Origin of the sequence: Microcoleus sp. S13_C3 (genome assembly GCF_036700905.1) — a bacterium.
In the GTDB taxonomy this organism is placed as follows: Bacteria; Cyanobacteriota; Cyanobacteriia; order Cyanobacteriales; family Microcoleaceae; genus Microcoleus.
This window is the reverse complement of sequence record NZ_JAUBPT010000007.1, coordinates 47,149-72,917: the sequence shown is the minus strand read 5'-3', so window position 1 is coordinate 72,917 and position 25,769 is coordinate 47,149. Positions and strand designations below refer to the sequence as shown.

The 25,769-nt window shown below is 46.7% G+C and carries 24 protein-coding genes; 12 read left to right on the top strand and 12 right to left on the bottom strand.

The window, feature by feature from the left end; translation table 11 throughout:
* Nucleotides 1–66: 66 nt before the first annotated feature.
* Nucleotides 67–3,048, bottom strand: coding sequence for a PAS domain S-box protein (locus QUA16_RS03765; protein ID WP_333102981.1), 2,982 nt, complete (start codon nucleotides 3,046–3,048; stop codon nucleotides 67–69).
* Between the two features lie 83 nt (nucleotides 3,049–3,131).
* On the opposite strand from QUA16_RS03765, the gene QUA16_RS03760 reads away from it, so the two are divergent.
* Both QUA16_RS03760 and trpD read left to right on the top strand, forming a co-directional pair.
* Nucleotides 3,132–3,344 (top strand): hypothetical protein, encoded by a 213-nt coding sequence (locus tag QUA16_RS03760; protein ID WP_333102980.1) that lies wholly within the window; start codon nucleotides 3,132–3,134, stop codon nucleotides 3,342–3,344.
* Nucleotides 3,345–3,935: 591 nt separating this feature from the next.
* Nucleotides 3,936–5,051: an anthranilate phosphoribosyltransferase gene (gene trpD / locus QUA16_RS03755; RefSeq protein ID WP_333102979.1), complete on the top strand. Its 1,116-nt coding sequence runs from the start codon at nucleotides 3,936–3,938 to the stop codon at nucleotides 5,049–5,051.
* Nucleotides 5,052–5,354: 303 nt separating this feature from the next.
* On the opposite strand, the gene QUA16_RS03750 is transcribed toward trpD, so the two are convergent.
* Together QUA16_RS03750 and QUA16_RS03745 are read right to left on the bottom strand one after the other, a co-directional pair.
* Entirely contained in the window at nucleotides 5,355–5,999 is a 645-nt protein-coding gene (locus tag QUA16_RS03750) for a retropepsin-like aspartic protease (protein WP_333102977.1), read from the bottom strand.
* A gap of 7 nt (nucleotides 6,000–6,006) precedes the next feature.
* Nucleotides 6,007–6,159, bottom strand: a complete 153-nt coding sequence (locus tag QUA16_RS03745) for a hypothetical protein (protein WP_333102976.1) — start codon at nucleotides 6,157–6,159, stop codon at nucleotides 6,007–6,009.
* Nucleotides 6,160–6,306: 147 nt separating this feature from the next.
* Here QUA16_RS03745 and carA point away from each other — a divergent pair, with 147 nt between their 5' ends.
* The 5 genes from carA (at nucleotide 6,307) to QUA16_RS03720 (ending at nucleotide 11,121) form a co-directional block, all read left to right on the top strand.
* Complete coding sequence (carA, locus tag QUA16_RS03740; RefSeq protein WP_333102975.1) at nucleotides 6,307–7,464, top strand: glutamine-hydrolyzing carbamoyl-phosphate synthase small subunit; 1,158 nt, start codon at nucleotides 6,307–6,309, stop codon at nucleotides 7,462–7,464.
* A gap of 188 nt (nucleotides 7,465–7,652) precedes the next feature.
* Nucleotides 7,653–8,009 carry an STAS domain-containing protein gene (locus tag QUA16_RS03735; protein WP_015176627.1) on the top strand — a complete coding sequence of 119 codons (357 nt, stop codon included), beginning with the start codon at nucleotides 7,653–7,655 and terminating at the stop codon, nucleotides 8,007–8,009.
* 384 nt (nucleotides 8,010–8,393) lie between these two features.
* Nucleotides 8,394–8,849, top strand: a complete 456-nt coding sequence (locus QUA16_RS03730; protein ID WP_333102974.1) for a ribonuclease III domain-containing protein — start codon at nucleotides 8,394–8,396, stop codon at nucleotides 8,847–8,849.
* A gap of 254 nt (nucleotides 8,850–9,103) precedes the next feature.
* Nucleotides 9,104–10,543, top strand: coding sequence for a 23S rRNA (guanosine(2251)-2'-O)-methyltransferase RlmB (gene rlmB, locus QUA16_RS03725; RefSeq protein WP_333102973.1), 1,440 nt, complete (start codon nucleotides 9,104–9,106; stop codon nucleotides 10,541–10,543).
* A 299-nt stretch (nucleotides 10,544–10,842) separates the two neighbouring features.
* Nucleotides 10,843–11,121 carry a DUF1816 domain-containing protein gene (locus tag QUA16_RS03720; RefSeq protein WP_333102972.1) on the top strand — a complete coding sequence of 93 codons (279 nt, stop codon included), beginning with the start codon at nucleotides 10,843–10,845 and terminating at the stop codon, nucleotides 11,119–11,121.
* 128 nt (nucleotides 11,122–11,249) lie between these two features.
* Here QUA16_RS03720 and QUA16_RS03715 read toward each other — a convergent pair whose 3' ends face one another.
* The 5 genes from QUA16_RS03715 to QUA16_RS03695 form a co-directional block, all read right to left on the bottom strand.
* A complete protein-coding gene (locus QUA16_RS03715) occupies nucleotides 11,250–12,086 on the bottom strand; it encodes an alpha/beta hydrolase (protein WP_333102971.1) in 837 nt (278 codons plus the stop codon).
* A gap of 56 nt (nucleotides 12,087–12,142) precedes the next feature.
* Entirely contained in the window at nucleotides 12,143–13,369 is a 1,227-nt protein-coding gene (locus tag QUA16_RS03710) for a serine hydrolase (protein ID WP_333181023.1), read from the bottom strand.
* Nucleotides 13,332–13,502 carry a hypothetical protein gene (locus tag QUA16_RS03705; protein WP_333181022.1) on the bottom strand — a complete coding sequence of 57 codons (171 nt, stop codon included), beginning with the start codon at nucleotides 13,500–13,502 and terminating at the stop codon, nucleotides 13,332–13,334. Before QUA16_RS03705 ends, QUA16_RS03710 begins: the two co-directional genes overlap by 38 nt.
* A gap of 157 nt (nucleotides 13,503–13,659) precedes the next feature.
* A complete protein-coding gene (locus tag QUA16_RS03700) occupies nucleotides 13,660–14,115 on the bottom strand; it encodes a helix-turn-helix domain-containing protein (RefSeq protein WP_333102968.1) in 456 nt (151 codons plus the stop codon).
* Nucleotides 14,116–14,223: 108 nt separating this feature from the next.
* On the bottom strand, nucleotides 14,224–14,397 hold the full coding sequence (locus QUA16_RS03695) for a hypothetical protein (protein ID WP_333181021.1): 174 nt from the start codon (nucleotides 14,395–14,397) through the stop codon (nucleotides 14,224–14,226).
* Between the two features lie 975 nt (nucleotides 14,398–15,372).
* On the opposite strand from QUA16_RS03695, the gene gatA reads away from it, so the two are divergent.
* Both gatA and QUA16_RS03685 read left to right on the top strand, forming a co-directional pair.
* Nucleotides 15,373–16,833: an Asp-tRNA(Asn)/Glu-tRNA(Gln) amidotransferase subunit GatA gene (gene gatA / locus QUA16_RS03690; protein WP_333102993.1), complete on the top strand. Its 1,461-nt coding sequence runs from the start codon at nucleotides 15,373–15,375 to the stop codon at nucleotides 16,831–16,833.
* 118 nt (nucleotides 16,834–16,951) lie between these two features.
* Nucleotides 16,952–18,019, top strand: coding sequence for an alpha/beta fold hydrolase (locus tag QUA16_RS03685; protein ID WP_333102967.1), 1,068 nt, complete (start codon nucleotides 16,952–16,954; stop codon nucleotides 18,017–18,019).
* A gap of 104 nt (nucleotides 18,020–18,123) precedes the next feature.
* On the opposite strand, the gene QUA16_RS03680 is transcribed toward QUA16_RS03685, so the two are convergent.
* Both QUA16_RS03680 and QUA16_RS03675 read right to left on the bottom strand, forming a co-directional pair.
* Nucleotides 18,124–18,867 (bottom strand): pentapeptide repeat-containing protein, encoded by a 744-nt coding sequence (locus QUA16_RS03680; protein WP_333157550.1) that lies wholly within the window; start codon nucleotides 18,865–18,867, stop codon nucleotides 18,124–18,126.
* 205 nt (nucleotides 18,868–19,072) lie between these two features.
* A complete protein-coding gene (locus QUA16_RS03675) occupies nucleotides 19,073–19,282 on the bottom strand; it encodes a hypothetical protein (protein WP_333102965.1) in 210 nt (69 codons plus the stop codon).
* 220 nt (nucleotides 19,283–19,502) lie between these two features.
* Between QUA16_RS03675 and QUA16_RS03670 the strand changes: the two genes are divergently transcribed.
* The 3 genes from QUA16_RS03670 (at nucleotide 19,503) to QUA16_RS03660 (ending at nucleotide 23,362) form a co-directional block, all read left to right on the top strand.
* A complete protein-coding gene (locus QUA16_RS03670; RefSeq protein ID WP_333102964.1) occupies nucleotides 19,503–20,105 on the top strand; it encodes an ATP-binding protein in 603 nt (200 codons plus the stop codon).
* 297 nt (nucleotides 20,106–20,402) lie between these two features.
* On the top strand, nucleotides 20,403–20,741 hold the full coding sequence (locus QUA16_RS03665; RefSeq protein ID WP_333102962.1) for a DUF3593 domain-containing protein: 339 nt from the start codon (nucleotides 20,403–20,405) through the stop codon (nucleotides 20,739–20,741).
* 533 nt (nucleotides 20,742–21,274) lie between these two features.
* Nucleotides 21,275–23,362 (top strand): serine/threonine-protein kinase, encoded by a 2,088-nt coding sequence (locus QUA16_RS03660; protein ID WP_333102961.1) that lies wholly within the window; start codon nucleotides 21,275–21,277, stop codon nucleotides 23,360–23,362.
* Here QUA16_RS03660 and QUA16_RS03655 read toward each other — a convergent pair.
* Together QUA16_RS03655 and QUA16_RS03650 are read right to left on the bottom strand one after the other, a co-directional pair.
* Nucleotides 23,339–24,997 carry a helix-hairpin-helix domain-containing protein gene (locus QUA16_RS03655; protein WP_333102960.1) on the bottom strand — a complete coding sequence of 553 codons (1,659 nt, stop codon included), beginning with the start codon at nucleotides 24,995–24,997 and terminating at the stop codon, nucleotides 23,339–23,341. The genes QUA16_RS03660 and QUA16_RS03655 overlap by 24 nt on opposite strands.
* Nucleotides 24,981–25,769 carry an LAGLIDADG family homing endonuclease gene (locus QUA16_RS03650; RefSeq protein ID WP_333102959.1) on the bottom strand — a complete coding sequence of 263 codons (789 nt, stop codon included), beginning with the start codon at nucleotides 25,767–25,769 and terminating at the stop codon, nucleotides 24,981–24,983. Before QUA16_RS03650 ends, QUA16_RS03655 begins: the two co-directional genes overlap by 17 nt.

Here is a 25,769-nt window from a genome sequence, read left to right as displayed (position 1 = left end):
TGACTACTGACTACTGACTACTGACTATTGATTAATGACTAATGACTACTGACTAATGACTACTGACTACGGTTGTTCGATCGGCAATTCTATGATAAACTCGGCTCCGTGGCCGAGTGCAGACACGCAAGTCAGTTTGCCACCGTGTTCTTGGACAACTTTGTAGGAAATAGACAAGCCTAAACCGGTGCCTTTGTCGGCGGGTTTGGTGGTAAAAAAAGCCTCGAATAACTGCTGGGAAACTTCTTCTGGCATACCGGGGCCGTTGTCAGAAATCCTAATTACAGCATTGGAGTTTTGGACTTCAGTCCTAATTTTAATCTTGCTGCGGTTAGCTTTGACTTCGGCAACTGAACGCCCTTCGTTGTATTCCTCGATCGCGTCGATCGCATTTCCGATCAAATTCATAAATACCTGATTGATTTTCCCAGCATAACACTCAACCAAAGGCAAATTTCCATAGTCCTTAATTACCGCAATTTCGGGATAGTTGCCTCTGGCTTTCAAACGGGTTTGCAGAATCAGCAACGTTCCTTCAATCCCTTCGTGCAGGTTAACTTTGCTCATTTGAGAATCGTCTTTGCGAGAGAAATTTCTGAGCGATCGCACGATTTCCCGAATGCGATCGGCCCCAACCTGCATCGAAGACATCGCTTTCGGCAAATCTTCTAGCAGAAACTCTAATTCGATATCCTTAATTTTATCTTGAATTTCTGCCGGTGGCTGTGGGCAGTGCTTCTGGTACATATCGATCAAATTCAGCAAATCTTCCGTGTAGTGGCCGACGTGGACGAGATTGCCGCACACGCTGCTAACAGGATTGTTAATTTCGTGAGCAACACCAGCTACCATTTGACCGAGAGTAGACATTTTCTCAGTGTGAATCAATACCGCTTGAGTTTGCTGTAATTCGTGCAAAGTATTTTCGAGTTGAAGTTTTTGTTGGGTTAACTCTGTTTGCGATCGCCGCAAAGCTTCTTCACTGCGTTTCTGCTCGGAAATATCAGTAATTAACCCTTCCAAAGCTATCAATTCTCCAGAGTCGGAAAACACACCCAAACCTTGCTCCCAAACCCATTTTAATTCGCCATTTTTAGAAGTAATTCGGTAATTTAGCTGATAGGGTCGATTTTCTTGTAAGGCAACTTGCACGGCATTCCACAAATTCTCGCGATCGTCCGGGTGAGTCAATTCCGATATAGAAACTTCCCGAGTGCCGATAAATTCTTCAGGAGAATAGCCGGCTAACTGATAGCAACCTTCGCTGACAAACTCCATACTGCGATCGGCATCGTTGCGAAAACGGTAGGCCATTCCCGGCAAATTGCTCATCAGCGTCGCCAAGGCCCGCTGGCTTTCCCGTAGGGCTTCTTCGGCGTGTTTGCGATCGGTAATATCCGTCATCACCGCCAGCATACAGAGTTCGCCGTCCAAATTAATCAACTCTGCTGACAGCAAACACACCACCACCGATCCCGACTTCATCCGAAACTCGCATTCCTGATTGCGAACAACACCTTGTTCGTGCAAAATTTGTCTAAAATTAAGTCGGTCTTCAGGACTTACCCAAATATTTAACCCCGGTACTGTATTCCAGGTCGTTTCTTCTAAATCGTAACCAGTCATCGACAAGAAACTATCATTAACTTCAATAAAACGACCCTCAGCAAAAGTAGTAATAATCATCGGATCTGGACTAGAGCGAAAAGCCTTAGAAAACTTTTCTTCCGATAAACTCAACTTTTTAATAGCCTCTTCCAACTGACTTGTCCGCTCTTTAACCCGCCATTCCAATACCTCATTAGCCTGCTTCAGCGCTTCCTCAGCCTGCACCCGATAAGTGATATCGCGCACCACGGCTTGCAGCCCTATTTTGCCGCCGATATCCATAGAAGTTAGCAGCACTTCCGCCGGAAACTCAGAACCATCCAAACGGCAGTGCCGCCAGTCAAAGCGGCAATTTCCCGATCGCATAGCCGTATTAATTCGCTCTTGAGAAAGACTCCTAGAATCTTGTCCGTCCGGTTGCAACGGCGGGCTGAACTCCGAAGGATGCTTGCCACAAAACTCCGACTCAGTGCTGCATCCAAATAACTTTAAAGTAGCCGGATTGCAATCCAAAAAACCCTCTTCGTCTAGCAGCATTACCGCATCAGTCGTCGATTCGTACAAAGTGCGAAACTTTTTTTCCGATGCCTGCAAAGAAGCAATCAACTGCATCTTTTCCTCAGCCGCCCGCTTTTGGTCAGTAATATCCTGCATTACTTGAGAAAAGCCCTGCAACTTTCCCCTTTCATCGCGCAAAGGAGTAACAATAATATTCGCCCAAAATCGCGATCCGTCTTTGCGAAGCCGCCAGCCTTCATTTTCGTATCGACCTTCTGCCACTGCCCTGATTAATTTTTCTTGGGGCTTGCCAATTTCAAGATCTTCTTTCGTGAAAAAACACTCCGCATTATTGCCGACTATTTCATGAGTTCTGTATCCCAAAATGCGTTCGGCACCAGAATTCCAGCTAGCCACATACCCATCAGGATCTAACATGAATATAGCGTAATCCTTAACCCCTTCAATTATTAAGCGCAGGCGTTCTTCGCTTTCTCGAAGTGCAGATTCTGCTTGCTTGCGCTGGGTGATATCTTCTACAAAACCTTCGTAGTACAGCAATTTACCCGCTTCATCGCAGACAGCCCGCGCATTCTCAGCGATCCAAATTATTGTTCCGTCTCGCCGATAAATCTGCGACTCAAAATCCGATACGATGCCCTGTTCTTGCAAAGCATAAACAAACTGATCGCGCCGATCGGGATTGACGTAAAGCTGATCGCTGATATCAGTCAAACAGCCCATTAATTCTTCGGCGGAATTATATCCGTAGATGCGAGCCAAAGCTGGGTTAGCGCTGATGTAGCGACCGGATTGGGTTGTTTGAAAAATACCAGACACAGCATTTTCAAACATACTATAATATTTTGCTTCCATTTGGTGCAGTGCCTCCGCGACATTCAGGCATTCTATAGCTTTATTTCCTAATTTTTGATTTCCCACTTGTGAATACCCTGCTCTTGTGTGTGAGTTGAATATTTTTGGTCTACCGCCTGTTAAATTTGAGCCGTTAGTTAGGCTGAAATATGGTGTGTCGCAGCCGGAGAGGAGTGTGTTTCTTCATCTGTCCTACGGGGCTGTTAGTTGTTAGTGGTTGCAGCAGAAAGTTTAGTCGATCGGGTATTTATTTGATGCTTGACTGGCTGTCACGATCGCATTGGCAGAGCGATCGACCTGCGGTGCAGGTGTTCGATCAAAACCCGCTCCTTGAAATCTCCCTGAATATATTAGCAGTTTAATACCCTGAAATAAGTTAGTAGCAAGGATGTTGTTACAATAATAAAAGGCAGCGACTTCTACAACCGCAAGACTCTATTTTTAGGATTTGGGTGAGAGTGCGATCTACTCTTACCCTAGGCAACTAACCCGCCTGCAAGAGCTAAATGCTCGCTGTCCTTGCTGTCAGGAGATTTGAGATTTGAGATTTGAGATTTGAGATTTGAGATTAAAGTTGACTCCACAGATGAATCTGGGACTCTCCTAATGTCTAAAATTTTTTCCTCTCCACAACTCCTGTCGGAAACTTTTATCGGTCTTTGGCTGCTCAGAGTTACTGTTAAGTATTCTTGCTGATAGATAATACACCAGACTGCTAGCAGTTGTACGATCTGGGGTTTCTATGTAAAGTTGGCACAACAATAGGGTAATTGTTGTATCAAAAAATTCATATTCTGCTATTGCGGGCGGAAAAATTCTCTAGCGGTGCTGGCATTTGGGCAAAAATCAGGGCCCGATCGCGCAAAATGTGGTCGGCAAGTCTGGTAAAATCCCGATGATTCTCGGTTTGGTTACAAAGCTCGATCGGGCTAAATTTGACTAGAAACTAATAAATGACAGATTCTTCTCTACTAGCAACGCCAGAGTTATCCCCTGCTTCAACCCAGACGGCGGATTCTCCTGTGTGGCCAGCCCTCCTGCAACAACTATTAGACAGACAATCTCTCTCACGCGCCCAAGCAGCCGACTTAATGCAGGGATGGCTAGCAGAAGCTATTCCCCCCATCCTCTCAGGAGCCATTTTAGCGGCCATCCAAGCCAAAGGCATCTGTGCCCAAGAATTGGCAGGAATGGCTCAGGTATTGTATTCTCAGTCGCTTGCAGGCGAGTCGGAGAGCATTTTCAATCCCAAATCCTCAATCTCCAATCTCAAATTAATTGATACTTGCGGCACCGGCGGCGACGGCGCTTCCACGTTTAACATTTCCACTGCTGTAGCCTTTGTGGCCGCCGCGGGCAAACTTCGAGTCGCGAAACACGGAAATCGCTCCGCATCGAGCAAAGTGGGTTCTGCTGACGTGTTGGAATCACTGGGAGTCAACCTCAACGCCGATCCCGCGAAGGTAAAAGCTGCGGTAGACTCGGTGGGCATCACCTTTTTATTTGCGCCTGGGTGGCATCCCGCGCTTAAGGCTGTAGCGTCGCTCCGGCGCACTTTGAAGGTGCGGACTATTTTTAACCTATTAGGGCCCCTTGTCAATCCTATGCGCCCTACAGGGCAGATAATCGGGGTGTTCGATTCTAGTCTGGTATCAACTATTGCTCAAGCTTTGGGCGAGTTGGGGACTGAGTTAGCTGTAGTCGTTCACGGCAGAGAAAAATTGGACGAGGCGGGGTTGGGAGATGTGACTGATTTGGCGGTTTTGTCTGATGGCAAAGTCGAACTCACTACTTTAGACCCCCAAAAGGTAGGATTGACACCAAGTGCGATCGGCTCGTTAAAAGGCGGAAATGTTGAGGAAAACGCCAAGATTTTGCGGAACATTTTGCAAGGCAAAGGTACGCCCGCACAAATGGATGTTGTAGCTTTGAATGCCTCTTTGGCTTTTCAGGTGGGAGGTGTAATTCCTATGGGTTCTCACGCCGCAGGAGTTTCTCTGGCTAAGGACATTTTATTGAGCGGTGAATCTTGGTTGAAGTTGCAGCAGTTGATTGAGTTTTTGAAATGAAGTCAGTTGTCAGTTGGGAGTTGGCAGTTGGCAGTTGACAGTTGACAGTTGACAGTTGTTATATCATATTCGGTCGATTGACCGTGATTCCTGTAGGGGCGGGTTCACCAGCAATAGTCGCCAAAAACCGACAATCTCAAAAACCCGCCCCGACTATGTATGATGCGCGATCGCTCGGACATGATATTAGTTGTTAGTTGACCCGAAAGCAGTTGGTAGTTGTTAGGAAAGCAGTTGCTACAAATAACCAGTAATCAATAACAAATAACAACTAACCACTAACAACTAACCACTAACTTCTTTTTAAGACCGCGATCGAAATTCAATGACATCTTGCTTAATAGTCACATCTTTATTACCAAAAAAGTCGTGACCCAACAGTCCGATTTCTAGGGATGGCGAGACTGCGACAACTACATTGTTAACAGCCAGACCACCTGCTTCAATAGAATTCAGGCGACCGAGGGGAAAAGTAGCCACTCCGTTGGGAGTTTGTGCTTGCACTGTTCCCTGGAGAACAACCCCCAAGGCTTTAGCCATTGCTGGTGTAATTACTGTGCCACTAGCTCCCGAATCTACCATCATCTCGAACTTTTGTTTGCCGTTAAACGTGACTTCTATGACGGGGATATTAGCCTCTCGGCGTTTGATTTTTGCCTGAAACACTCCCGACTTTGCTGCCGCCGAAGTGGGCGGAGTCAATTCTTTGGGGAGAAAACCGCAGACTGATTGGCTGAGGTTGACGGTTCGGCCTGACGAACTCCGCATGAAGCATCCCTCACTTTCTTGAGCCACTGCTGGCGAGGAGTTGGCAACACTCCCTACTAAAATTGAACTGCTCAGAGAAATAATCCCTGCTAAAACCAGTAAAGGTTGGCGCAGGTTGTCAGGAATCGGTAGAGGCTTTTTTGAGTTTGAGAGTAAAGGCAAGGGAGATTTGCTGGCCATAGGTTGATTAAACGCTGTAGCTCGATCGTAACAGCGACAACTGCCTTTTGGTATAGATATAGAATTTTCGCCCGCATCCTAAGTTGCTGGCAGATAAATTGCTGGCGCGGGGGAGATGGAGAGTTTGCACTTGTTGCTGCTTCTTGATTACCTGTGGCATAAGTGCCTCCGGCATCGGGCTTCCGGCATAAGTGCCTTGCTTTTGCGAACCCTTGCACAAATTAAAATAATATCTGTATATTGCCGACTAGCATCAAATCCCTGGCAGTGGTAAGAATGAAACCAAACGAAAGTAATTAAGGATGCCATGTCACTTTCAACTGCACAACCCGCTCTCCTAGTCCTGGCTGACGGTACTGCTTACCGCGGCTGGTCGTTTGGCGCTGACGCCACCGTCGTTGGCGAGGTAGTATTTAATACTGGAATGACGGGCTACCAAGAAGTATTGACCGATCCCAGCTATTGTGGGCAAATTGTAACTTTTACTTATCCAGAATTGGGCAATACCGGGGTAAATCTTGAAGACGAAGAATCCTCGCGCCCGCAAATTCGGGGTGCGATCGCCCGGAATGTATGCAGCCGCCCCAGCAACTGGCGCTGTTCGCAATCTCTGCAAGACTACCTGAAACAGTACGATATCCCCGGAATTTACGGGATCGACACCCGCGCCCTGACTCGCAAAATTCGCACGGTGGGAGCGATCAACGGTGGCATTTCGACCACGATTCTCGACCAGGCGGAGCTTTTGGAGCTAGTGCAAGATGCCCCCAGCATGGACGGGCTGAATCTGGTGCAGGAAGTCACCACCCGCGAGGTTTACGAGTGGTCTGAAGCCACGGACTCGGTTTGGGAGTTCAGTCCTACAGTCAAACCTGAAGGAGGCCAAATGTGGACGGTGGTAGCGCTAGACTTTGGGATCAAGCGCAACATCCTGCGGCGTCTGGCGAGTTACGGGTGTCGGGTCATCGTTGTCCCCGCTGACACGTCGCCGGAGGAAATCCTCAAATACAACCCGGACGGCATTTTTCTGTCCAACGGCCCCGGAGATCCGGCGGCGGTAACGGAAGGGATCGCGACTGCGAAAGCTTTGTTAAAGTCGGACAAACCCGTATTCGGTATCTGCATGGGACACCAAATTTTGGGACTTTCCTTGGGTGCAGAAACTTTTAAACTTAAGTTCGGCCATCGGGGATTGAATCATCCAGCGGGTTTAACTCAGCAAGTAGAAATTACTAGCCAAAATCATGGTTTTGCGATCGACCCCGATTCCCTAGCCCCCGAAGTAGAGATTACTCATCTCAATTTGAACGATCGCACCGTAGCCGGATTGAAGCATAAAACTCTGCCGCTGTTCTCAGTGCAGTACCACCCAGAAGCCAGTCCGGGCCCGCACGACGCCGATTATTTATTCGATCGATTCGTGCAGTCCATGCGAGACAATCAGAAAGTAGCCAGCAGTAAGTAGTCAGCAGTCAGCAGTCATTAGTCAGTAGTCCTCAGAGGCTGTTTGTGTCGATCGCTTCTGACTAATGACTAATGACCAATGACTAATGACTAATGACTAAAAAACTGTAGACAAAATACCAAAAAACTCCTATAATGAAGCCTCGACTTTAAGCCATATCTAGCTAGGAGGGTGTCATTTCTGAGTCATTGACCCTGACCGTTAGCCTCAGAGGCACTCGCGAAGTCAGGAATAACTGTCAGTTATTTCGCCTGACTGGCCTGCTGGACGCTTTTTCTGAGGCAACTTTTCGGAAGGTAATAAGCAAATGTATTGACGAGGGCCCAAAACACGTAATTTTGGACTTGTCTCAGATAGACTTTGTGGATAGTTCAGGCTTGGGCGCACTTGTGCAACTTGTCAAAAAAGCCCAAACCTTGGAAGGGACATTGCAAATTGTCTCAAATCCCCGCGTAACTCAGACTGTTAAACTGGTTCGCTTAGAGAAATTTTTGTCTTTGCAGCCTTCGGTTGATGAGGCGGTAAAAAACGTCAAGGATGCTTGACGCCAAAGTGAATTAAATTAGCTATCCGGTTCTCAACGCTGGATAGCAAATTTTTATTTTTGGGGTGGTAAAATAATACCGATTTTCCCAGAAGCTGCGACACGCGCCAGCCACCCTTTCCCGGAGGCTGAGAGTTTAGGTGGAGGGGCAGTAAAATATGTGTGGCAAACACGCGGAAAAATGGTATAAGAAGTAGAGCATCCCGATGATTGTAAAAAGCCTTTTTTAGGAGTGCGATCGTCGCGCCAAGCTTTGCCTATATATCTCGTTTCGCGATCGGACAGCGAACACTCCTGGGAAAGCTATAATTGCTGAAGTAGCGAAAGACGCAATAAGTAAGTGACTAGAAAAACCAAGCTGTGCGGAAGTTTTATTTAAAAAAGTATGTCGCCGATCGCAGATGACGGACTCAAACTGAGTCTGACGGATATCAGTTTAAATCGAGTGCATCCTGCGAGGGCTACACCAGCAGAAATAGAAAGAATTTCGCCCGCAGCCTGGGCATATTTGGGAGATGCAGTATACGAACTCTACATTCGGAGTTCGTACTTAGTCCCGCCCAGAAGATTGCAAGCTTATCACGAATTGGTGGTGGGGCAAGTACGAGCCGAAACTCAAGCGCGTCACTTGCGATCGCTCTCTCCTTACTTGAACAGTACAGAATTAGCAATTGTCAAGCGCGGCCGCAATGCTGCAGCGGGCCGTTCTAAGCGAGCAGATCCAGAGATATACCAACAAGCCAGCAGCTTAGAAACTTTGATCGGATATTTGTACCTCACCGATCCCGAAAGATTGACCGAGATTCTGGCACTTTTAGAACTTGAGAATGAAATGATTTAGCAGTTAAGAGTTGGGAATGAGGAGGGATTAATTAACCATCCTGGCACGGCCAACATAAAACCGCAAAAATCTCGATCTGCAAAACAAGATTTATCAGTTATTAACTAGCTATTTGAACAGAGCAAAATCCTTGCTCCCTCGCTAGACTATCTCAAATCTCAAAGCCCAAAGATTGCTCCCTCAATCAAGAATCTCACATCTACAATCTACAATCGACTAGCCTTCAGCCAAAACCTTTTGACCACAAGAAACCAATGAGAAAATTTACCAAACCCAACTTTTCGCGATCGAATTCCGACAGCAAGCCATTCAAAAGCGAAGGCCGCCGTCAGGACTCACAACCATCCTCTCCCCGCTTTGAACGCAAGCCCCGTCCCGATACTCGCGGAGTAGATGCGCCTCAAAAGCGATCGACCTTCGCCCCACAATCGCGAGAAATGCCCGTGAGAGCAATTTTCAAACGGAGAGTCGATGCCGACAGCCAACCGGAAATTCGCAGAAATAATCATTTCAAAGACAGAGACAGCAGCCCGCAGGAATCCAGGGGCAATTATTACCAAGACAGAGACAGAGATAGCAGCCCGCAGCCGGCCCGCAACAATTTCCGAGACAGAGACAGAGATAGCAGCCCCCAGCCGGCCCGCAACAATTTCCGAGACAGAGACAGAGACAGCAGCCCCCAGCCGGCCCGCAACAATTTCCGAGACAGAGACAGAGACAGAGACAGCAGCCCGCAGCCGGCCCGCAACAATTTCCGAGACAGAAACAGAGACAGCAGCCCGCAGGAATCGAGGGGCAATTATTACAAAGACAGAGACAAAGACAATAGCCCGCAGGAATTCCGGGGCAACCATTTCAGAGACAGAGACAAAGACAGAGACACTCGCCCTGTTGACACTGCCTCAAATACAGTCGTGCAACCAGACGCAGACACAGACGACATGATTTACGGCCGCCATGCGGTGCAAGCAGCTTTAGAAACAAACCAAGTCCTCAACCGGATCTGGGTTGTCCCCCACCTGCGCTACGATCCCCGCTTTCACAGCTTGCTAACCGAAGCCAAAGCCAACGGCAGCATCATTGACGAAGTTGACGATTTGCGCCTCGACTACATCACGCGCAAAGCAAACCACCAAGGCGTAGCCGCCCAAGTATCAGCCTACGAATACCTGGATTTGAGCGAACTGATCGCAAAGGCTAAGTCGGCTTGCGAAGATCCAGTAATTGTGGTAGCAGAAGGACTCAACGACCCACACAATCTAGGGGCGATTATTCGCACCGCAGAAGCATTGGGATCTCAGGGCATGGTGATTCCGCAGCGACGGGCTGTTGGGATTACCTCAGCAGTGAGAAAAGTGGCAGCAGGGGCATTGGAAAGCCTGCCCGTGGCGAGGGTTGTCAATCTTAACCGGGCGCTGGAAGAACTCAAAGAGGCTGGATTCTGGATTTATGGGACTGCAGCAGGCGTCGGTCAATCTATAGAGACAGTCAAGTTCTCCGGGCCCACTGTTTTAGTTGTGGGTGGTGAAGCTGACGGTTTGAGCCTTTTGATACAGCGCGGATGTGACGGATTAGTTTCAATTCCTTTAAGGGGCAATACTCCTAGTCTGAATGTCTCGGTAGCAACGGGGATGGCTTTATACGAAATTTACCGTCAGCGCGGGCCCAAAAAGTTTCACGTACACGGATCGTAAAGGTGGTTGAAAAAAAGAGCACAACAGAGTAGTTTATTGTGAATGCTGCCCAGAATGGAGCAGCACCACACCCGGAACAAGTAAGGATAGCCGATCGACTGTCGTTACTTGTTCAGGCAAAAGTAGAAGGGGCCTGGCCCCTAGGTTCAAACAGGAATTCGACACCAATCTATTTAGATATCAGCTTTAAATAGGTTTGGATCGGTTCTTGGTAGCAGTCAGCCACGTGTAAATAACAAAAGCCTAGGCGTGTTCGCAGCACCCTGAAAACACCGTCAAATACATTAGAAGAAAAGCAGATGAAAGAATTCTTGATTAGCTTGCTCAACTTTTTCGGATTGGCTTGGTGGGTTGAAGTTAAAACTTCAGCGCCGCGGTGCATTTACTATTTTGGCCCGTTCTTAACCGAGAAAGAGGCGGCAACTGCAAAAGCAGGATATGTAGAAGACATAGAAAATGAAGGGGCAGAAGGTGTTAGTGTTTCGATTCACCGCTGCAAACCAATTACTTTGACGGTTGCAGAAGATTTGGGAAAGCTTGGTGATGGAGGGCTGTGGCCGGTTTTGAGCGGTCAGTAGAAACAGGGAAGTTTTGAGTTTTGAGAGGCCTACGCTTCCCTCGCAACGCTGTGCGGTTTTGAGTTGTGAGTTGTAACTTCAAAACACTTGACTGTTGGGTGATAAATTAGTTGTGACACACTCAAAACTCAACACTCGCAATTGCCAACTGCTTCGGGATGACTCTCAATCCAGCGATCGATGTCTGCGATTACCAGATCGGGAATTTCCCAAGGGAACAAGTGGGCTGTATTGGGATAACACTGCCACTGACAATCATGGAGGTGGCGGGCGGTTTCTAAACTAGATGCTGAGGTGATGTGCCGATCGCCATCTCCGGCCAACACCAAGCACGGACAATGAATGTCGCCCAGGTGCAGCAGTCGATCGTATCCAGCCCTCAGAGCGGTATTTAACGCCTTGGTGGCCGTGTTGGAAGTCTTGAGGTAGGCGGGGGTACCTGCCTGTGCTAAGTAGCGGTAAGGGGTGGCTGTATGCTGCTGTATCAAGTAGCGAAAGAGCGATCGCCTAGCAAAAGTATCAATATTCCATTGCCAACCCGGTATCACCCAATTGATAATTCCGGCTAAACCGGTGTAAAAGTTATCTTGCCAAGAGATGGGAGGATGACTTCCTCGCGGTTTTGCTGCGGATGCGAGTAGAATCAAACCTGTGACTCGCTGGGGATATTTCATGGCTAATTCCAGGGCTAAAATCCCTCCCAAAGACCATCCGATCACCAAACACCGATCGACTCCTAATCTGTCTAATAGTGCTTCTAAATCGACCAGATGATCGGTCATTTCAAAAAAAGTTGAGGTGCGGCTGTTGCCGTATCCACGCAAGTCTGGGGCGATCGTCTGAAAGCGTTTTGATAGGTGTTCTGTGAATACCGACATACAATCGCCGGAACCTGGATGGCCATGTAAGCAGAGGATGGGAAATCCTTTGCCTTTGACGGAAACGCTGAGTTGTTGATGCGGCATTTTTTAACTGTTTGGGCGGTGCGTTGTCCCCCGCTATAAATTGTGTATTCCAACCGTTAAAAGCTGGGATTATTACTAATGTAATCAGCAATTTTAGAAATAGACTGGCGCATTTGCAGATCGCCGCTGCCGGTGTCAATCACAGTCATCACATAGGCTTCGCCATCAATGCTCATCGCTAAAGTTGTGCCCAGAACCAGGGAATTTTGACCGGTTTTTTCGCCCAACCACTGAGCTTTAGTTCCTTGCAAGGCGGCAAATCCCAGAGCGCGATCGTACTGGCGGTTGAGAGTTTCTATTAAAAGTTTAGCACCAGGTGTTTCGCCATTGTAAATTTGCACCATCATTTCGGTGAGTTCGTTAGCAGTCAAGCGGTTGGGGCCGGAACCGGGGTTGGCTGGCATAATCTTTTCCCCCATTAATTTGAAGTTGACGCGGGTGACTTGGTAGCCGCGATTTTCTAAGAATTGATTGATGTAATCGGAACCCAAATAATCAATAAGTTGATTGGTGGCGGTATTGCTGCTGCGATCGATCATTTCTTCTAACAGTAGCTGTAGCGGGTAATTTTTAGGGGACAAAATCTGCGTCGATGAGTCTTCGGTAAAATTACCGCTATTGACAAATACTTCCTTATTCAAACTTATTTTCTCTTTTTCCACTTTTTGCATCAGGGCGACAGCAATCGGCAATTTAATTAAGCTAGCCGGACTGACAGGAGGCACATCGCCCCGGATGTTTACGCATTCTCTAGAAAGGTGGCAAATGCCGATCGAAGCTTGAGCCGACAAACCGCTTTCCCGGGCAACCTCCGCCAAAAAATCCGATTTTGCTTGCTGCACTTGAAAGGTTGCTGCTGTTAAATTTTCCCGGTATTCTTGAGTTTTTGAGGCAGTGAGGGAAGCTAAAAATGAATTTTGAGGAACTTCCTGCAAGTTGTTGAGGGCCTGATGCCATAAAAATTGAGTTTGCTGCGAAGATGCGATCGACTTATTTTGCTGCCCTTTAGTTTCTAAGGCTCTGTTGGCTAAACGGACTGCTTGCTGTAAGTCGTCGTTAGCCCTCTGTTCTACTAATATTTGAGCTTCCACCGCTTGCAACTGCTGTAGCAGTTGTTCTTGAGGATTGGCGGTGAGGGGAACTAAGCGGGAGAGGAGGGTTGGTTCTGGGGAGGGAGAAGAGGGTTGTTCTAATTCGGCGATTAGCCCATCGCGAATTTTGTAGAGTTCGTCTAGGGAACGCGGGTTAGATGATTGAGAGAATGAACTTGCGATGGTTAACATCTGAACCAGTCCAATGCCGGCTACTACTGCCGCCATCTTGTTGGCGATCGACAAAAAACACCTGATATCTCGCATCTTTAACATCCTCAACACCACCACATTCAATATAAGCAGCTATTGTTACATCAGTCAAACGATTTTAGATTTTAGATTTTAGATTTTAGATTTTTTCTTCAATCTAAAATCTAAAATCTAAAAGGGTTTTGATCGCGCCAATGTGGCAAGATAACTAAAATAAAGGGAGCGATCGCACGAAGGCAATCAACCCCCTCTAAAATATTGGGAACTATCTACTTTCTGCGCCGCCGTCGCCCGTCAGCACCCAACCGCTTGAGGTAATCCCAGCCGCGTTGGGGCCAGACATGATCGCTACCAATCTTTTCGGCAATCCAGCGAGCGACTTTGGGGCCTGTCCAGTCTCCGCCGTCGGGGGCAGGGCCTAGCAGGGCTTGTCGCAGTTCTTCTTGCTGTTCAGGATTCAGCAAGGATTTCGCAGGAGGGGGCTGGCGGTCTCCGCTGCGATTTCTCACAGAGTTAGGCCCTTCTCGGTTATAGCGCTGGACAATTTCTTTGGCGTAGTCGTAGTTGAGGCCTACGACTTGGGCTGCTTGTTTGATAGTCCAATTTCGGGACACTAACAGCAGCAAGTGCCAGCGGCGCGACTCTGTGGTGTTTTGTGCCTGCCGGTAGCGAATTTTGAGTTCCTCTGCCGTCAGGTGGGATTCTAAGTGAGCTTTAGGTGGCATTCCTCCAACGGGGCATCGGGAACTTCTTACCATATATCTTTGGTTTTGGGGATAATTCCGGATGAAATTATTTTCCTGGGGATCGTTCGGGCAAATAAGTAGCTTTTTTTACCCCAGAGGCACGCCGCTAGTCGCATTTGAGGAAGGAGTGCTGTTTTTTTGCAGGTGCGCGCAACAGGAGACTTCGGCGTGCCGGTGAGCGTTCCGAGCTTTTTTGTGAACCCCAGATTTCTGGCAGCCTTTTTGACCGAAAGCATCAAGGATACGAGCCCCCGGATTCATTCCGAAAGCAGACTCAGGACCGGTGAAATAAAAAACCTGTATCCGATGAAACTTGCCCCCCGAATTTATCCGTGGGGTCCATGCTTCAATTCTTTAATCTAAAATCTAAAATCTAAAATCTAAAATCGATTGACCTTTGGCACAATGGGCGCGGATCGGAAAAGGTCGATCGCTATTTTCTTCGATCGCGCCGCCGCCATTAATTCACTCGGCTGACTGATAACTTTCAGTCATTGTTGACTAAAAAACTGCTCTTCATAATCTGACCCTAATTATTAGGGTATCGACCGCTATACTCTAATATTTTATTAGCATCATTTTCTCTTTTTTGTTCATCTTTGGCGTAAGTTTCAGGACGCGATTAATTGCCTAAAAAATCAGGATTATATGCTACATTAAATATATCTAATCTAACACAATTGGGAATTTGTTAAAACAAAAATTTTATTAGAGTCTGAATAGTTCCCGGAACAAAGCAGTCGTAATCTAGGATGAGTTGATTTTTAATACTATCTTTTTCTACCATAAATCCTGGGTTGCATCGAGGACAAACTGGGCTGTAATATTTTTGAATTTAGATGACAGAATTGGGAATGACTGATTTCCTAATGATTGCGATCTTGCATAGACATTCTTGAAGACCGAACCTAATTATGTAGGGGTCGCATTGCACACCTTACCCCTTACTCATATAAATCTCGCGTTAAACCACTTTTTGCATCAGTCCTGATACAGTTGCATTCTTGGTTTGTTAAAAAATTAGGTAAAAAACTCGATCGCTATTTGGTGGCCCGTGGGATTTGGGTAATTTAATCTATTGTATATAAAATGACCGATCGCCCGTTAGCGGAGCCCTCTTCGAGGCTCGAACTTTCGCCACAAAAATAGCCGACTTTGCCTTCGGGCTGTAAGCAGGTACAATTGCCAGTTATATTAACTGTATTGTCTCAAAGTAGAAATGATAAAGGTACGAGCATGGCATCCATCCGCGAGTTGCACCGACAACTGGTCAATAAAGAACGCTCTGCTGTGGAAATTACTCAAGAAGCATTAGACCGAATTACCCAGCTAGAGCCGAAGTTGAAAAGCTTTCTGTGCGTGACAGCAGACAGCGCATTGGCGCAGGCCCATAAAGTGGATGCCCAAATCGCAGCCGGAGAGCAAATTGGTCTGTTGGCCGGCATCCCGATCGCCGTTAAAGATAATATGTGTACCGAGGGCGTTCCCACAACCTGCGCCTCTCGGATTTTGGAGAATTTTGTGCCTCCCTACGATGCAACTGTCGTCTCGAAACTCCAAGCAGCCGGTGCGGTGATTGTGGGTAAGGCGAATATGGACGAGTTTGCAATGGGGAGCTCGACGGAAACTTCTGCCTATCAAGTTACCGCGAATCCTTGGGACTTGGAGCGCGTGCCCGGAGGGTCTTCTGGCGGTTCTGCCGCAGCGGTAGCATCGGGAGAATGCGTCGTGAGTTTGGGTTCGGATACTGGGGGCTCGATCCGCCAACCTGCTGCTTTTTGCGGTTTGGTGGGGCTGAAACCGACTTATGGGTTGGTTTCTCGCTACGGTTTGGTGGCCTATGCTTCTTCTCTCGATCAAATCGGGCCCTTTGGCCGGACTGTTGAGGATTCGGCGATTTTGTTGGGAGCGATCGCCGGTTATGATCCGAGAGATTCCACGAGTCTTAATGTCCCAATTCCTGACTACGCTCAAGCTTTAAGACCCAGTTTGCGACCGAAGGGTCAGATTAGAATTGGTGTAATTAAAGAAACTTTTGGTGTAGGGCTGGACTCCGGGGTTAAAGACGCTGTTACTAAGGCGATCGAGCAATTTCAACAATTGGGCGCAGAAATTCAAGTCATTTCTTGTCCCCGGTTCCGCTACGGTTTGCCCACTTACTACATTATTGCTCCCTCGGAAGCTTCGGCAAATTTGGCGCGATATGATGGAGTTAAGTACGGTTTCCGGTCTCCCGACTCCGATAATCTTTTGGATATGTATGCCAAAACCCGCTCTCAAGGGTTCGGTGCGGAAGTTAAACGCCGGATTGCGATCGGCACTTACGTATTGTCGGCTGGATATTACGATGCCTATTATCTAAAAGCTCAAAAAGTTCGGACTTTGATTAAAGAAGACTTTGAAAAAGCTTTTTCTCAAGTTGATGTTTTAGTCTGTCCCACTGCTCCTACTACCGCATTTAAGGCAGGCGAAAAATTCAATGACCCCCTGAGTATGTATTTGTCAGATTTGATGACTATTCCCGTGAATCTTGCTGGTTTGCCAGCGTTGAGTTTGCCCTGCGGATTTGATGATAAAGGACTGCCCGTGGGTATACAACTGATTGGTAATGTTTTGCAAGAATCTCGGCTGTTTCAGGTGGCTCACGCTTACGAACAGTCTACGAATTGGCACTTACACCACCCCGAATTGCATTAATTTTTGAAACTCGGCGGAATACGGTGGCGGAGGTTAGTAATCGATCTTGGCTAATTGTCTGAATTAATAATTTGCCATTAGCTTTTGAGCGATATCTAATTTCCCGCGTGCTCTATCTATGAACAATCTGCTAGTATTCCTTTTGTCTAAATCGCTAATAGCTTTTGGGATAGTTTTGGCCGTTGCTTATTCTGCTGCTTGTGTATTCCTCTTTGTAGCGCAAGGTAAGTTTATCTTTTTTCCCGCGCGCGCGATCGAAACTACGCCAGATGATTTTCAGTTGAAATATCAAGATGTTTGGTTGCCAATTCCAACTAAAACAGGCGCGGTGGACAGCGTGCACGGGTGGTGGATTCCTGCCTCGGAAAATCCCCCCAGCCCCCCCTTGCTAAGGGGGGGAGCAAGAAAGGGGGAGGCTGTTCCCTCTGTTAACACTGTTAACACCGGAGACTCGGATACCCCCCCCAGCCCCCCCTTGCCAAGGGGGGGAGCTAGAGGAGTCGGAACGTCCCCGCAAAGTGAGAGACCGGCAGTCGCTCCGGTTCCCCCCCTTAACAAGGGGGGGTTAGGGGGGGTAGTTTTGTACCTGCACGGCAATGCTTCAAATGTGGGATCAAATGTCGAACACGCTTATCGATTTCATGGGTTAGGTTTGTCGGTATTTGTGATGGATTATCGTGGTTATGGAAAAAGCCAGGGCGATTTTCCGAGTGAATCTCAGGTTTATGAGGATGCTCAACTTGCTTGGGATTATTTGGTGAAACAGCGGGGGATTAACCCGAATCAAATTTATATCTACGGTCATTCTTTGGGAGGGGCGATCGCGATCGATCTAGCCGTGCGTCACCCGGAGGCGGCAGGGGTAATTGTAGAAGGCTCTTTTACTTCCACGCGGGCGATGGTGAATTTCCAAAAAGGGCTGTTTTGGATGTTTCCGATCGATGTTTTGCTGACACAGCGGTTTGATTCTCTTTCAAAAGTCGATCGCCTGCAAATGCCTGTGCTGTTTATTCACGGGGCTGCTGACAATGTAGTTCCAGTGGAAATGACCAAAAAACTGTTTGATGCAGCACCTGAACCCAAACAGTTGTACATAGTTCCTGATGGAGGTCACACTAATGTGGCACAGATCGGGGGCGCAGAATATCTGCAAATACTGAGCCAATTTGTAGGATCTTCAAAGTAGATAAAAGCTATTGGCGGTAACAGGTTAAGTTTGATATCTGTACCGCCTGCTCGCCCTTCTAACAGTAGATATCTAAAGCGGAGCAGTTATCCCGATGATACCGCTTAGTATAACCTTAATACATTCAGCCACCAGTCATTTAAGGCATAGCAGTAATTACAGTAATTGTTCGCGCTTATAGCTTGTTCTTTCTTAACTTCGCAGCCTCGCCGAGATGTTTTTCGATCCGGCATCCTGGCGCCGCAGAGATTGGCATCTGTAAGATTAGTTTTGTTCAATCTCGCATCCCTCAAGTCGGCAGATCGTAGGTCGGCACCGCTAAGATTTGCACCGCTTAAATCGGCTTCTTGGAGGTCGGCACCCCTGAGATTTGCACCGCTTAAATCGGCATTTCTCAGGTCGGTTCTACTTAGTTTAGCGGCGCTCAAATTACTGCATTTTAAATTAGCCAACTGGAGCGATGCGTCTCGCAGAAAACTCTCGCTGAGGTTGGCATTTTCTAAGTTGGCTCCCCTGATGTCTGCCCTGCTCATGTCAGCTTTGCTGAGGTCGGCGTCAGCCAAAAAGGCGTTTCTCATGTTGGCGTTGTTTAAATTAGCTTCCATTAAGTCAGCCGCAGTCAAGTCGGCATCAACTAAGTCGGCCCTGTTGAGAGTGGCGCGGCTCAAGGAAGCGCCAAACAAATCTGCACGGCTCAAGGAAGCGCCAAATAAGTCGCATCCGGGACATCCTCTGGTTTCTAGCAGTCGCTTGACTAGAGACAGATTTTGAGCTTGCAAGGGAAGTGCGGCGCAAAATGGGAGTAGCATTATCGCTGCAGTCAGAATTTTCAGTTGGATTTTGGTCATAGTATGGGTAAGTTCTGTAACTGCCTTTCATCACCGATTTGTCTGTGGGACTTACGCGCGGGGGACCAAAAACCCGGTTTCCTTGTTAATTCCTCGCTGCCCAACCCAATATTCTGAGCAGAAACAGGGTTGTTTGCGTAAGTCCTAGTCTAGTGGATGGACGCGACTCGACGGTGTAAGGTTCGCTCGCCCTCACGGATATTACTTAGGCGTTGGGGATGAAAGCCCGCACATCAAGGCTCCCCTGCAGCGAACGGCGAACGCCCGGAGGCGCTAAATACCAGGAATTCTGAAGCTGGCGACGGCTGCGGCAAGTGGCCGACTCCGACAACGGATAAGTATTTGTAATCGATGCAGTTGGATTTTGCTGCCGAGGGCGATCGTTCTCCGTACAGGCGATCGGTAAATAAGCCAATTGGCTTAGACTCTTAAGACATATTGCTGATGCGTTGCCTTCTCTAAAAAAGATAGCATTTTTATGTGATCCCCGAAATAATACCGAGCAAGCAAGTATAAAAAAAATACCAAATGTCTCGGCGGGTGGGAAAATAGGGTACAGCTAATACTTTCAGACGAGGAAAATGATGTCTAACAGCATAGATCAACTTGCAGAAGGTGGCCGGGGGATCAAACTCATGTGGCAGATTGCAGACGAGATCAGTTACACCCGGACTCTCGACAATCGAAATTGTTTGTCGCTGAGCAAAAGTTACGAAGTAGAAGGTCGCAATCGCTCCCAAAATATTATAAAAAAAGCTAGCGTTTTAGATGGGTTAATGAATTTATTAAACACCTGGGATTGGCAGAGTGAAAAACAGCAGGAAGAAGAGCTGCATGAAACTTGTATTCAACATATTAGCCTGCAAGTCCCCACAGATGTCAATGCTTTAAGTCAAGTTTTGTTGTGGTTTGAGCAGTTGAAAGATTTATCGCTCCCCAATGAACTTTGCTGGAAGTTTCAGTTGGCGTTGGCTGAAGGTTTCACTAATGCAGTTCGCCACGCTCACAAAAATCTGCCAGTAGAAACTCCTGTCCAACTGGAAATTAGGGTGTTTAACGGACGGTTGGAACTCAAAGTCTGGGATTGCGGCCCGTGTTTTGATTTTGATGCTAAGCTAAAGGAAATTAGGGCAGCAGATAGAAAAGGGTACTTGGATTTAGAGGTTTTGAACGATGGTTGCTTGATGCCTAGCAGACAAAAAACTTTGGAACCGTCTCTCTTTCTAATTGCTGGGTAGCTTGGGAGTGAGGGACAATTAACACACTGGCACGGTAAAAAGTGTGTTAGGCTAAAAACGGTGTTAGGGGAAAAGTTACGGGTTTTGTCTCCGCGTGGGTGAGGGGTTTTGAATACTGCCCACCTGCCGCGGCTTGGGTTAAGAGCTATGGTCTTGGCTGATGCTATAGCGGTTTGATAGAAACGGGTGCATCTGTCTAATTAAATATTAAAAACTCAACATTAAAAGTTAAAAATTATTCACACTAATTTTTGAGCTTTTAATTTATCATAGTATTTGGTCGCTCGCCAATTACTAATGATTTCCAAAGAAACTTTATTTGTTCTGTCTCTATTTCCCTACTTGGGATTTCTCTGGTTTTTGACTCGATCGGGAAAAACACCCCGTTTAGCTCTGATGGGATTTTACGGCACTCTCGTTTTTGTAGCGGTGACGATTCCCGCCGCAATTTACGCAAAAGTTGCCTACAATGAGTCACTAGCAAATGTCGATTGGCTGCACGGTTCTGCGGAACTATTCTTAACACTTGCCAATATTTTATTAGTTTTAGGCTTTAGAGAAGCGGTGATTAAAGCCAAAGAATGCTCACAGAAGGGCGGCGAGGAGCAAGAGTGTCTTTTAGACGCGGGAGAATAGCCGGGATCATCTCAATTTTGTATTTGCTCTCCGCATAAATGCTCCCGAATAGCCGTAGTTAACAGTTAACTGTTGACATAAGCTGTTCTACATTTAAATTAAACTGTGTGTCAAAAATCAATAAAACTCTTGTGGGACGGGCTTCTAGCCTGTCCCGAATTTCCAATTTAAATGCTCCACAGCTTATAACAATCCTTGCAGGAGTCGTCAAATTTTTACCCCACCCCAACCCTCCCCGAATCCGCGGGGAGGGAGTAAGAAATTCACAAATGATTTAGGATTGCTATACCAGTTTGCGAGCCGCCACCCGGCAAAATTTTACGAAAGCATTAGAATATATGGAAACTCACATCAAGCACTTCTAGTGTCCTCACCTTGGTTTCTTGCCACGGGCTCAACCTGAGAGCCGAGATTTTGGGTTAAGAAAGCGAGTTTCTCAGGTATTATCGAGAATGGTGCTCTGGGCGTGAGTGGAAACAGACTACCATGTTGCTAAGTTTAGCAGTGGTGGGAATCTCCAGGCAGAAAAAAAGATGAGCTATTGTCTCAATCCCCATTGCCAAAAGCCGCAGAATCCTGACTCAACCAAGTTTTGTCTGGCGTGCGGCTCTAAATTGCTACTGAAAGAGCGTTATCGCGCCATTCAACCTATCGGTGAAGGAACATTTGGCAGAACTTTTTTAGCTGTCGATGAAGATAGGTTGAAAACTCCCTGCGCCATCAAACAATTTTTCCCCCAAGTACAAGAAAAAGCTGAATTAGAAAAGGCAACTGCACTGTTCAAACAAGAAGCTCACCGACTGCACGAACTTGGAGAGCACCCGCAGATTCCAAGTTTGCTGGCTTCTTTTGAACAAGCCAAACGTCTGTATCTTGTGGAAGAGTTAATCGAGGGAAATAATTTGTTTCAGGAGTTGCAGCAGCAGGGAGCTTTTAGCGAGGAACAGATTTGGGAATTGTTGATCAATTTGTTGCCTGTTTTGCAATTTGTTCACGAGCAGCAGGTGATTCATCGAGATATTAAGCCGGAAAATATTGTGCGGAGAACTCCCCAAACCTTGTGGGCGGCGGGATATCCCAATTCGACTCCTGGTAAACGAAAAGGAGGGGCAAATTTACCTCAATCTTCTGCTGGTATGAAAGGGCTAATTGTCGCTGAATCTCCTGCTGTACAGGGGAATGCCAGGGGGGGTCAGTTTGTGCTAGTTGATTTTGGAGTTGCTAAGCACATTACCGGCTTTTCTGAGGCGCAAACTGGGACGATAACTGGAACTGCGGGCTATGCGCCCATCGAACAAATTCGCAGTGGCAAGGCGTATCCGGCGAGCGACCTTTACAGTTTGGGTGTTACCTGCATTCACCTGCTAACTGGGGCGGTTTTGAAGGATTTGTTCGATGCTTTGGAATGCAAATGGATTTGGCGATCGCACTTGGCGCAAAAAGGCATAAAAGTCAGCCCAAAATTAGCAACTATTTTGAATAAATTGCTCAAAGATTCGGTACGAGATCGATATCAATCCGCTGCCCAAGTGTTGCAAGACTTGGTAAATGTGGGGCAATATCCCCGCTCTCAAATCAGTTATAATTCGCCCGCCAAAATCGCTATTAATTCGCCAGTAACTAACTCGCAGCCAAATACAGCAACCGCCGTCTCCGCCGCGCCGCGCCAGAAGATTCATGTTGTGCCATCCGCAGGCAATCCGAAATTATTGTCGTCTAATAACTGGCGGTGCGATCGCATTCTCCAATGCCATTCAGCCTCGGTTAATGCTGTGGTTATTAATCCTCAAGGCAATATTCTCGCTAGCGCCAGCGACGATAAAACAATTAAGCTGTGGAATCTGCAAACAGGTGAATTCATCCATACTTTTTTCGGCCATTCCGCAACGGTAGATGCTGTGGCAATCAGCCCAGACGGGAGAATGCTGGTTAGTGGCAGTTTTGACAGAAAAGTTATTGAGTGGAAGCTGGATAAAAAGGCGATGATTCGCGAATTTTACAGCGATTTTGGTTCGCCGTACAGTCATCGCTACGGCTCCGTGTACTCTGTGGCTTTTAGTTGCGACTCGGGAGCGATTGCGAGTGCCAGCGGCGACAAGAGTATTAAATTGTGGAACCAGCGCAACGGAGAATTGGTTCAAAAACTTTCGGGACATTCTGACAAGGTTTTATCTGTTAGTTTTCGCCCTCAAAGTATGATGCTGGCCAGCGGCAGTGCTGACACAACTATCAAGATGTGGCTGGTAGGTGTTGGGGAGAGTGTACGGACTTTTGTCGGTCATTCAGATTGGGTTTATGCGATCGCATTTAGTCAAGACGGCAAAATGATTGTCAGTGGAAGTGCCGATGCTACTGTTAAATTGTGGAATGCCGATACAGGGGAATTAATTAATACTTTGAGGGGGCATTCTGATGCGGTGATTTCGGTGGCGATTAGTCCAGATCGCGAAATTATGGCTAGCGGCAGTCGAGACGGTACGGTTAAACTCTGGAACCTGGAAACAGGAGAATGTTTGTGCTCTCTTGCTGGGTGCAATCCGGTGGCTTTTAGTCCTGACGGTCAAACTTTAGCCACCGGTGGGGATGGCGGCGAAGTGTTAATTTGGCGTGCGTCGGTTTAGTTGGGCGATATAAGTGACATACTTGTGAAGGCGATCGGTGTCAGTGTCAAGTAAACGACTGGCCCAAGAATGTACATTAAGTTGCGATCGCATTTCTCGAAATACCGCAGCATCCCCGCGATTGTCTAGAGGAAAAACCCCAGCATCAAATCCAGCCGACTTAAGACGGCTAACAGTTCCCTCGCCATCTTGCACCCACAATTGAGGGTTAATGCGAAGGGGTTGACAGGAATATTCACCGACAACAATTCCCCCCACCGAAACGCTAGCACCTTCTCCACGATTGGAAAGTTCTTGCAAAATAGCTTTGAGGGAATTGAGTTTTTTCCCGTCTTGTACTTGCTGGGGTGTCAGCTTGACAATCACCATTTCTAAAACTTCGACAGGTTTTGTCGATCGTACAACGTTGACTGGTTCCGCCGGCCAAGAATTTTGTGTTTCCGGTTGCGCCGCCCAAGAGTTTTGTGTTTCCGGTTCCGTCGCCCAAGAGTTTGGTGTTTCCGGTTGAACCCTCTCGATTTCCTCTTCAACCTGTACTGTTTCAACGGGCTTTGCAGTGTCTACAATTATCTGAATTTCCTCCCCATCTTTCTCAATTTTTCCACTAATCAGTAAGATCGCATTCTCTACAATGTAAGGTTTCACTTGTTCGTAAGCCTTGGGGAACACCACAGCTTTTATTTGAGCTGTCAAATCTTCTAATTGCAAAATTGCCATCGAATCGCCTTTTTTGGTCACTACCATTTTGATAGCGCTGAGCATGACAATAACTGATACTTTCCCTTTTTTATCTGCTAACTGTTCGAGAGTCACAACATCGGGGTCTTCGTTTACTTGCATGAGAAACTTTAGGGGATGTTCTGACACATAAAAGCCAAGCAGTTCTTTTTCTAAACGCAATTTCTCTTGTTTTTCAAAATCTTTTACCACTTTAGATTTGGGCGCAGACTCATAGGTATTGACCGACTTGCCAAAGCTATTCGCACCTAACAAGTCAAAAAGATTACCTTGGCCGCTTTCTCGGTCTCTTTTGCGCTCCCCGGCCCATTTCATCACCCCTTCGAGGTCCTGTACTAATTGATTGCGGTTGTGTTCAATTTTATCAAAAGCACCACATTGAATTAATGCTTCTAAAGCGCGGCGGTTGACAGCATGGAGATTTACGCGATCGCACAAATCAGCCAGCGACTTAAACTTACCCCCTTCCTGGCGCGCCGCCAAAATATTTTCAATTGCCGCTTCTCCCACATTTTTAACAGCCGAAATTCCAAACAAAATTTTATCTTTTGCACCTCCAGTCATCTGTTTCGGCATCGGTGTAAAAGTAAGTTCAGAGCTATTAACATCGGGCGGCTCAACCTCAATACCCAGCTTGAGACAATTGGCAATATATTTCTGTACTTTATCCTGATCGCCCCTGTTAGCAGTCAGCAGTGCAGCCATGTATTCTAGAGGATAATTCGCCTTTAAATAGGCAGTTTGATAAGTGATATAGGCATAGGCCATTGAATGGGATTTATTAAAACAGTTAGATGCCACCAAACTATTTTCTAGGATAAAGTTATGTTCTCGTTCAACGCCTATGTCATAGACTTCTTGAGTTCCCAGTGATTTTCGACTAATAATTTTTACCATGTTTGTAACTCCTGAGAATAGCCTCTATTTTAGTTTTCTTTCGTTGCCATCCCAACTGGGGATATTGATACACAAAATCATAGAATACTTGTATATTTTTTCGACTAAAGATTCTCCAATAATAAACTTTTTTTAATTGATGCTCTTGTACAGAACCCATCCCTAGGTGCATTGCTAGTTCGCGGGCAAATTCAAAGGAACCAACAATGCAGACTAAACCGCCACTTCTACCTTTGTTTGCATAAGCACAACCGTCACCGTCAAAATAGCCTAACACATAAGACCCTAAATAGTTTAAGTTAGGGAAATAGGTAACTTCCGAAAAAGTTCTTCCTGTTATGATGCCGTAGCCATGTAAAGAGCTTGCCCGCTTTTCAGAAGAAAAATTTATTCGGTAGTGAGGAGCATAATTTTGAGGCTGAATAACTCTAATTTCACCAGAGTATTGTAGCTCTATGCTGAGCATTTCTGTAAGTTCTTTGTCAATAGATTCAAAAGCTACATAATTAGTTTGAGTAACGCAGCCATCAGCAGCTATCAATCCTAATAAATAAGCTTTAGCTTGAGAGTCAATTACATCAAAATAGCTCTCATTTAAAGTATAGCGGTTGCGCCGCTTAGTATTAATGTCGGCTTCTTTTAAAACCCTTGAAACTGCTCTTTCACTCACACCAAGGTAGTTAGGAATGTCTCGACACTCCATGCCCTGATTCAAAGCAGAAATGATTTGTTCCTTGTGTTCCGATTTTAGCTGCCTATAGTCGAGATCCAT

Excerpts from the sequence above, each read along its gene's own strand:
- QUA16_RS03700 (WP_333102968.1), bottom strand. The coding sequence starts at position 14,115 with ATGCCACCTAAAGCTCACTTAGAATCCCACCTGACGGCAGAGGAACTC.
- QUA16_RS03655 (WP_333102960.1), bottom strand. The coding sequence starts at position 24,997 with ATGGTAAAAATTATTAGTCGAAAATCACTGGGAACTCAAGAAGTCTAT.
- gatA (WP_333102993.1), top strand. The coding sequence starts at position 15,373 with ATGGCATCCATCCGCGAGTTGCACCGACAACTGGTCAATAAAGAACGC.
- QUA16_RS03665 (WP_333102962.1), top strand. The coding sequence starts at position 20,403 with ATGATTTCCAAAGAAACTTTATTTGTTCTGTCTCTATTTCCCTACTTG.
- QUA16_RS03730 (WP_333102974.1), top strand. The coding sequence starts at position 8,394 with ATGTCGCCGATCGCAGATGACGGACTCAAACTGAGTCTGACGGATATC.
- QUA16_RS03710 (WP_333181023.1), bottom strand. The coding sequence starts at position 13,369 with ATGTTAACCATCGCAAGTTCATTCTCTCAATCATCTAACCCGCGTTCC.
- carA (WP_333102975.1), top strand. The coding sequence starts at position 6,307 with ATGTCACTTTCAACTGCACAACCCGCTCTCCTAGTCCTGGCTGACGGT.
- QUA16_RS03720 (WP_333102972.1), top strand. The coding sequence starts at position 10,843 with ATGAAAGAATTCTTGATTAGCTTGCTCAACTTTTTCGGATTGGCTTGG.
- QUA16_RS03760 (WP_333102980.1), top strand. The coding sequence starts at position 3,132 with ATGGTGTGTCGCAGCCGGAGAGGAGTGTGTTTCTTCATCTGTCCTACG.
- QUA16_RS03685 (WP_333102967.1), top strand. The coding sequence starts at position 16,952 with ATGAACAATCTGCTAGTATTCCTTTTGTCTAAATCGCTAATAGCTTTT.
- QUA16_RS03650 (WP_333102959.1), bottom strand. The coding sequence starts at position 25,769 with ATGGATCTCGACTATAGGCAGCTAAAATCGGAACACAAGGAACAAATC.
- QUA16_RS03745 (WP_333102976.1), bottom strand. The coding sequence starts at position 6,159 with ATGCCACAGGTAATCAAGAAGCAGCAACAAGTGCAAACTCTCCATCTC.
- QUA16_RS03750 (WP_333102977.1), bottom strand. The coding sequence starts at position 5,999 with ATGGCCAGCAAATCTCCCTTGCCTTTACTCTCAAACTCAAAAAAGCCT.
- QUA16_RS03715 (WP_333102971.1), bottom strand. The coding sequence starts at position 12,086 with ATGCCGCATCAACAACTCAGCGTTTCCGTCAAAGGCAAAGGATTTCCC.
- rlmB (WP_333102973.1), top strand. The coding sequence starts at position 9,104 with ATGAGAAAATTTACCAAACCCAACTTTTCGCGATCGAATTCCGACAGC.
- QUA16_RS03660 (WP_333102961.1), top strand. The coding sequence starts at position 21,275 with ATGAGCTATTGTCTCAATCCCCATTGCCAAAAGCCGCAGAATCCTGAC.
- QUA16_RS03670 (WP_333102964.1), top strand. The coding sequence starts at position 19,503 with ATGTGGCAGATTGCAGACGAGATCAGTTACACCCGGACTCTCGACAAT.
- QUA16_RS03680 (WP_333157550.1), bottom strand. The coding sequence starts at position 18,867 with ATGACCAAAATCCAACTGAAAATTCTGACTGCAGCGATAATGCTACTC.
- QUA16_RS03695 (WP_333181021.1), bottom strand. The coding sequence starts at position 14,397 with ATGAATCCGGGGGCTCGTATCCTTGATGCTTTCGGTCAAAAAGGCTGC.
- trpD (WP_333102979.1), top strand. The coding sequence starts at position 3,936 with ATGACAGATTCTTCTCTACTAGCAACGCCAGAGTTATCCCCTGCTTCA.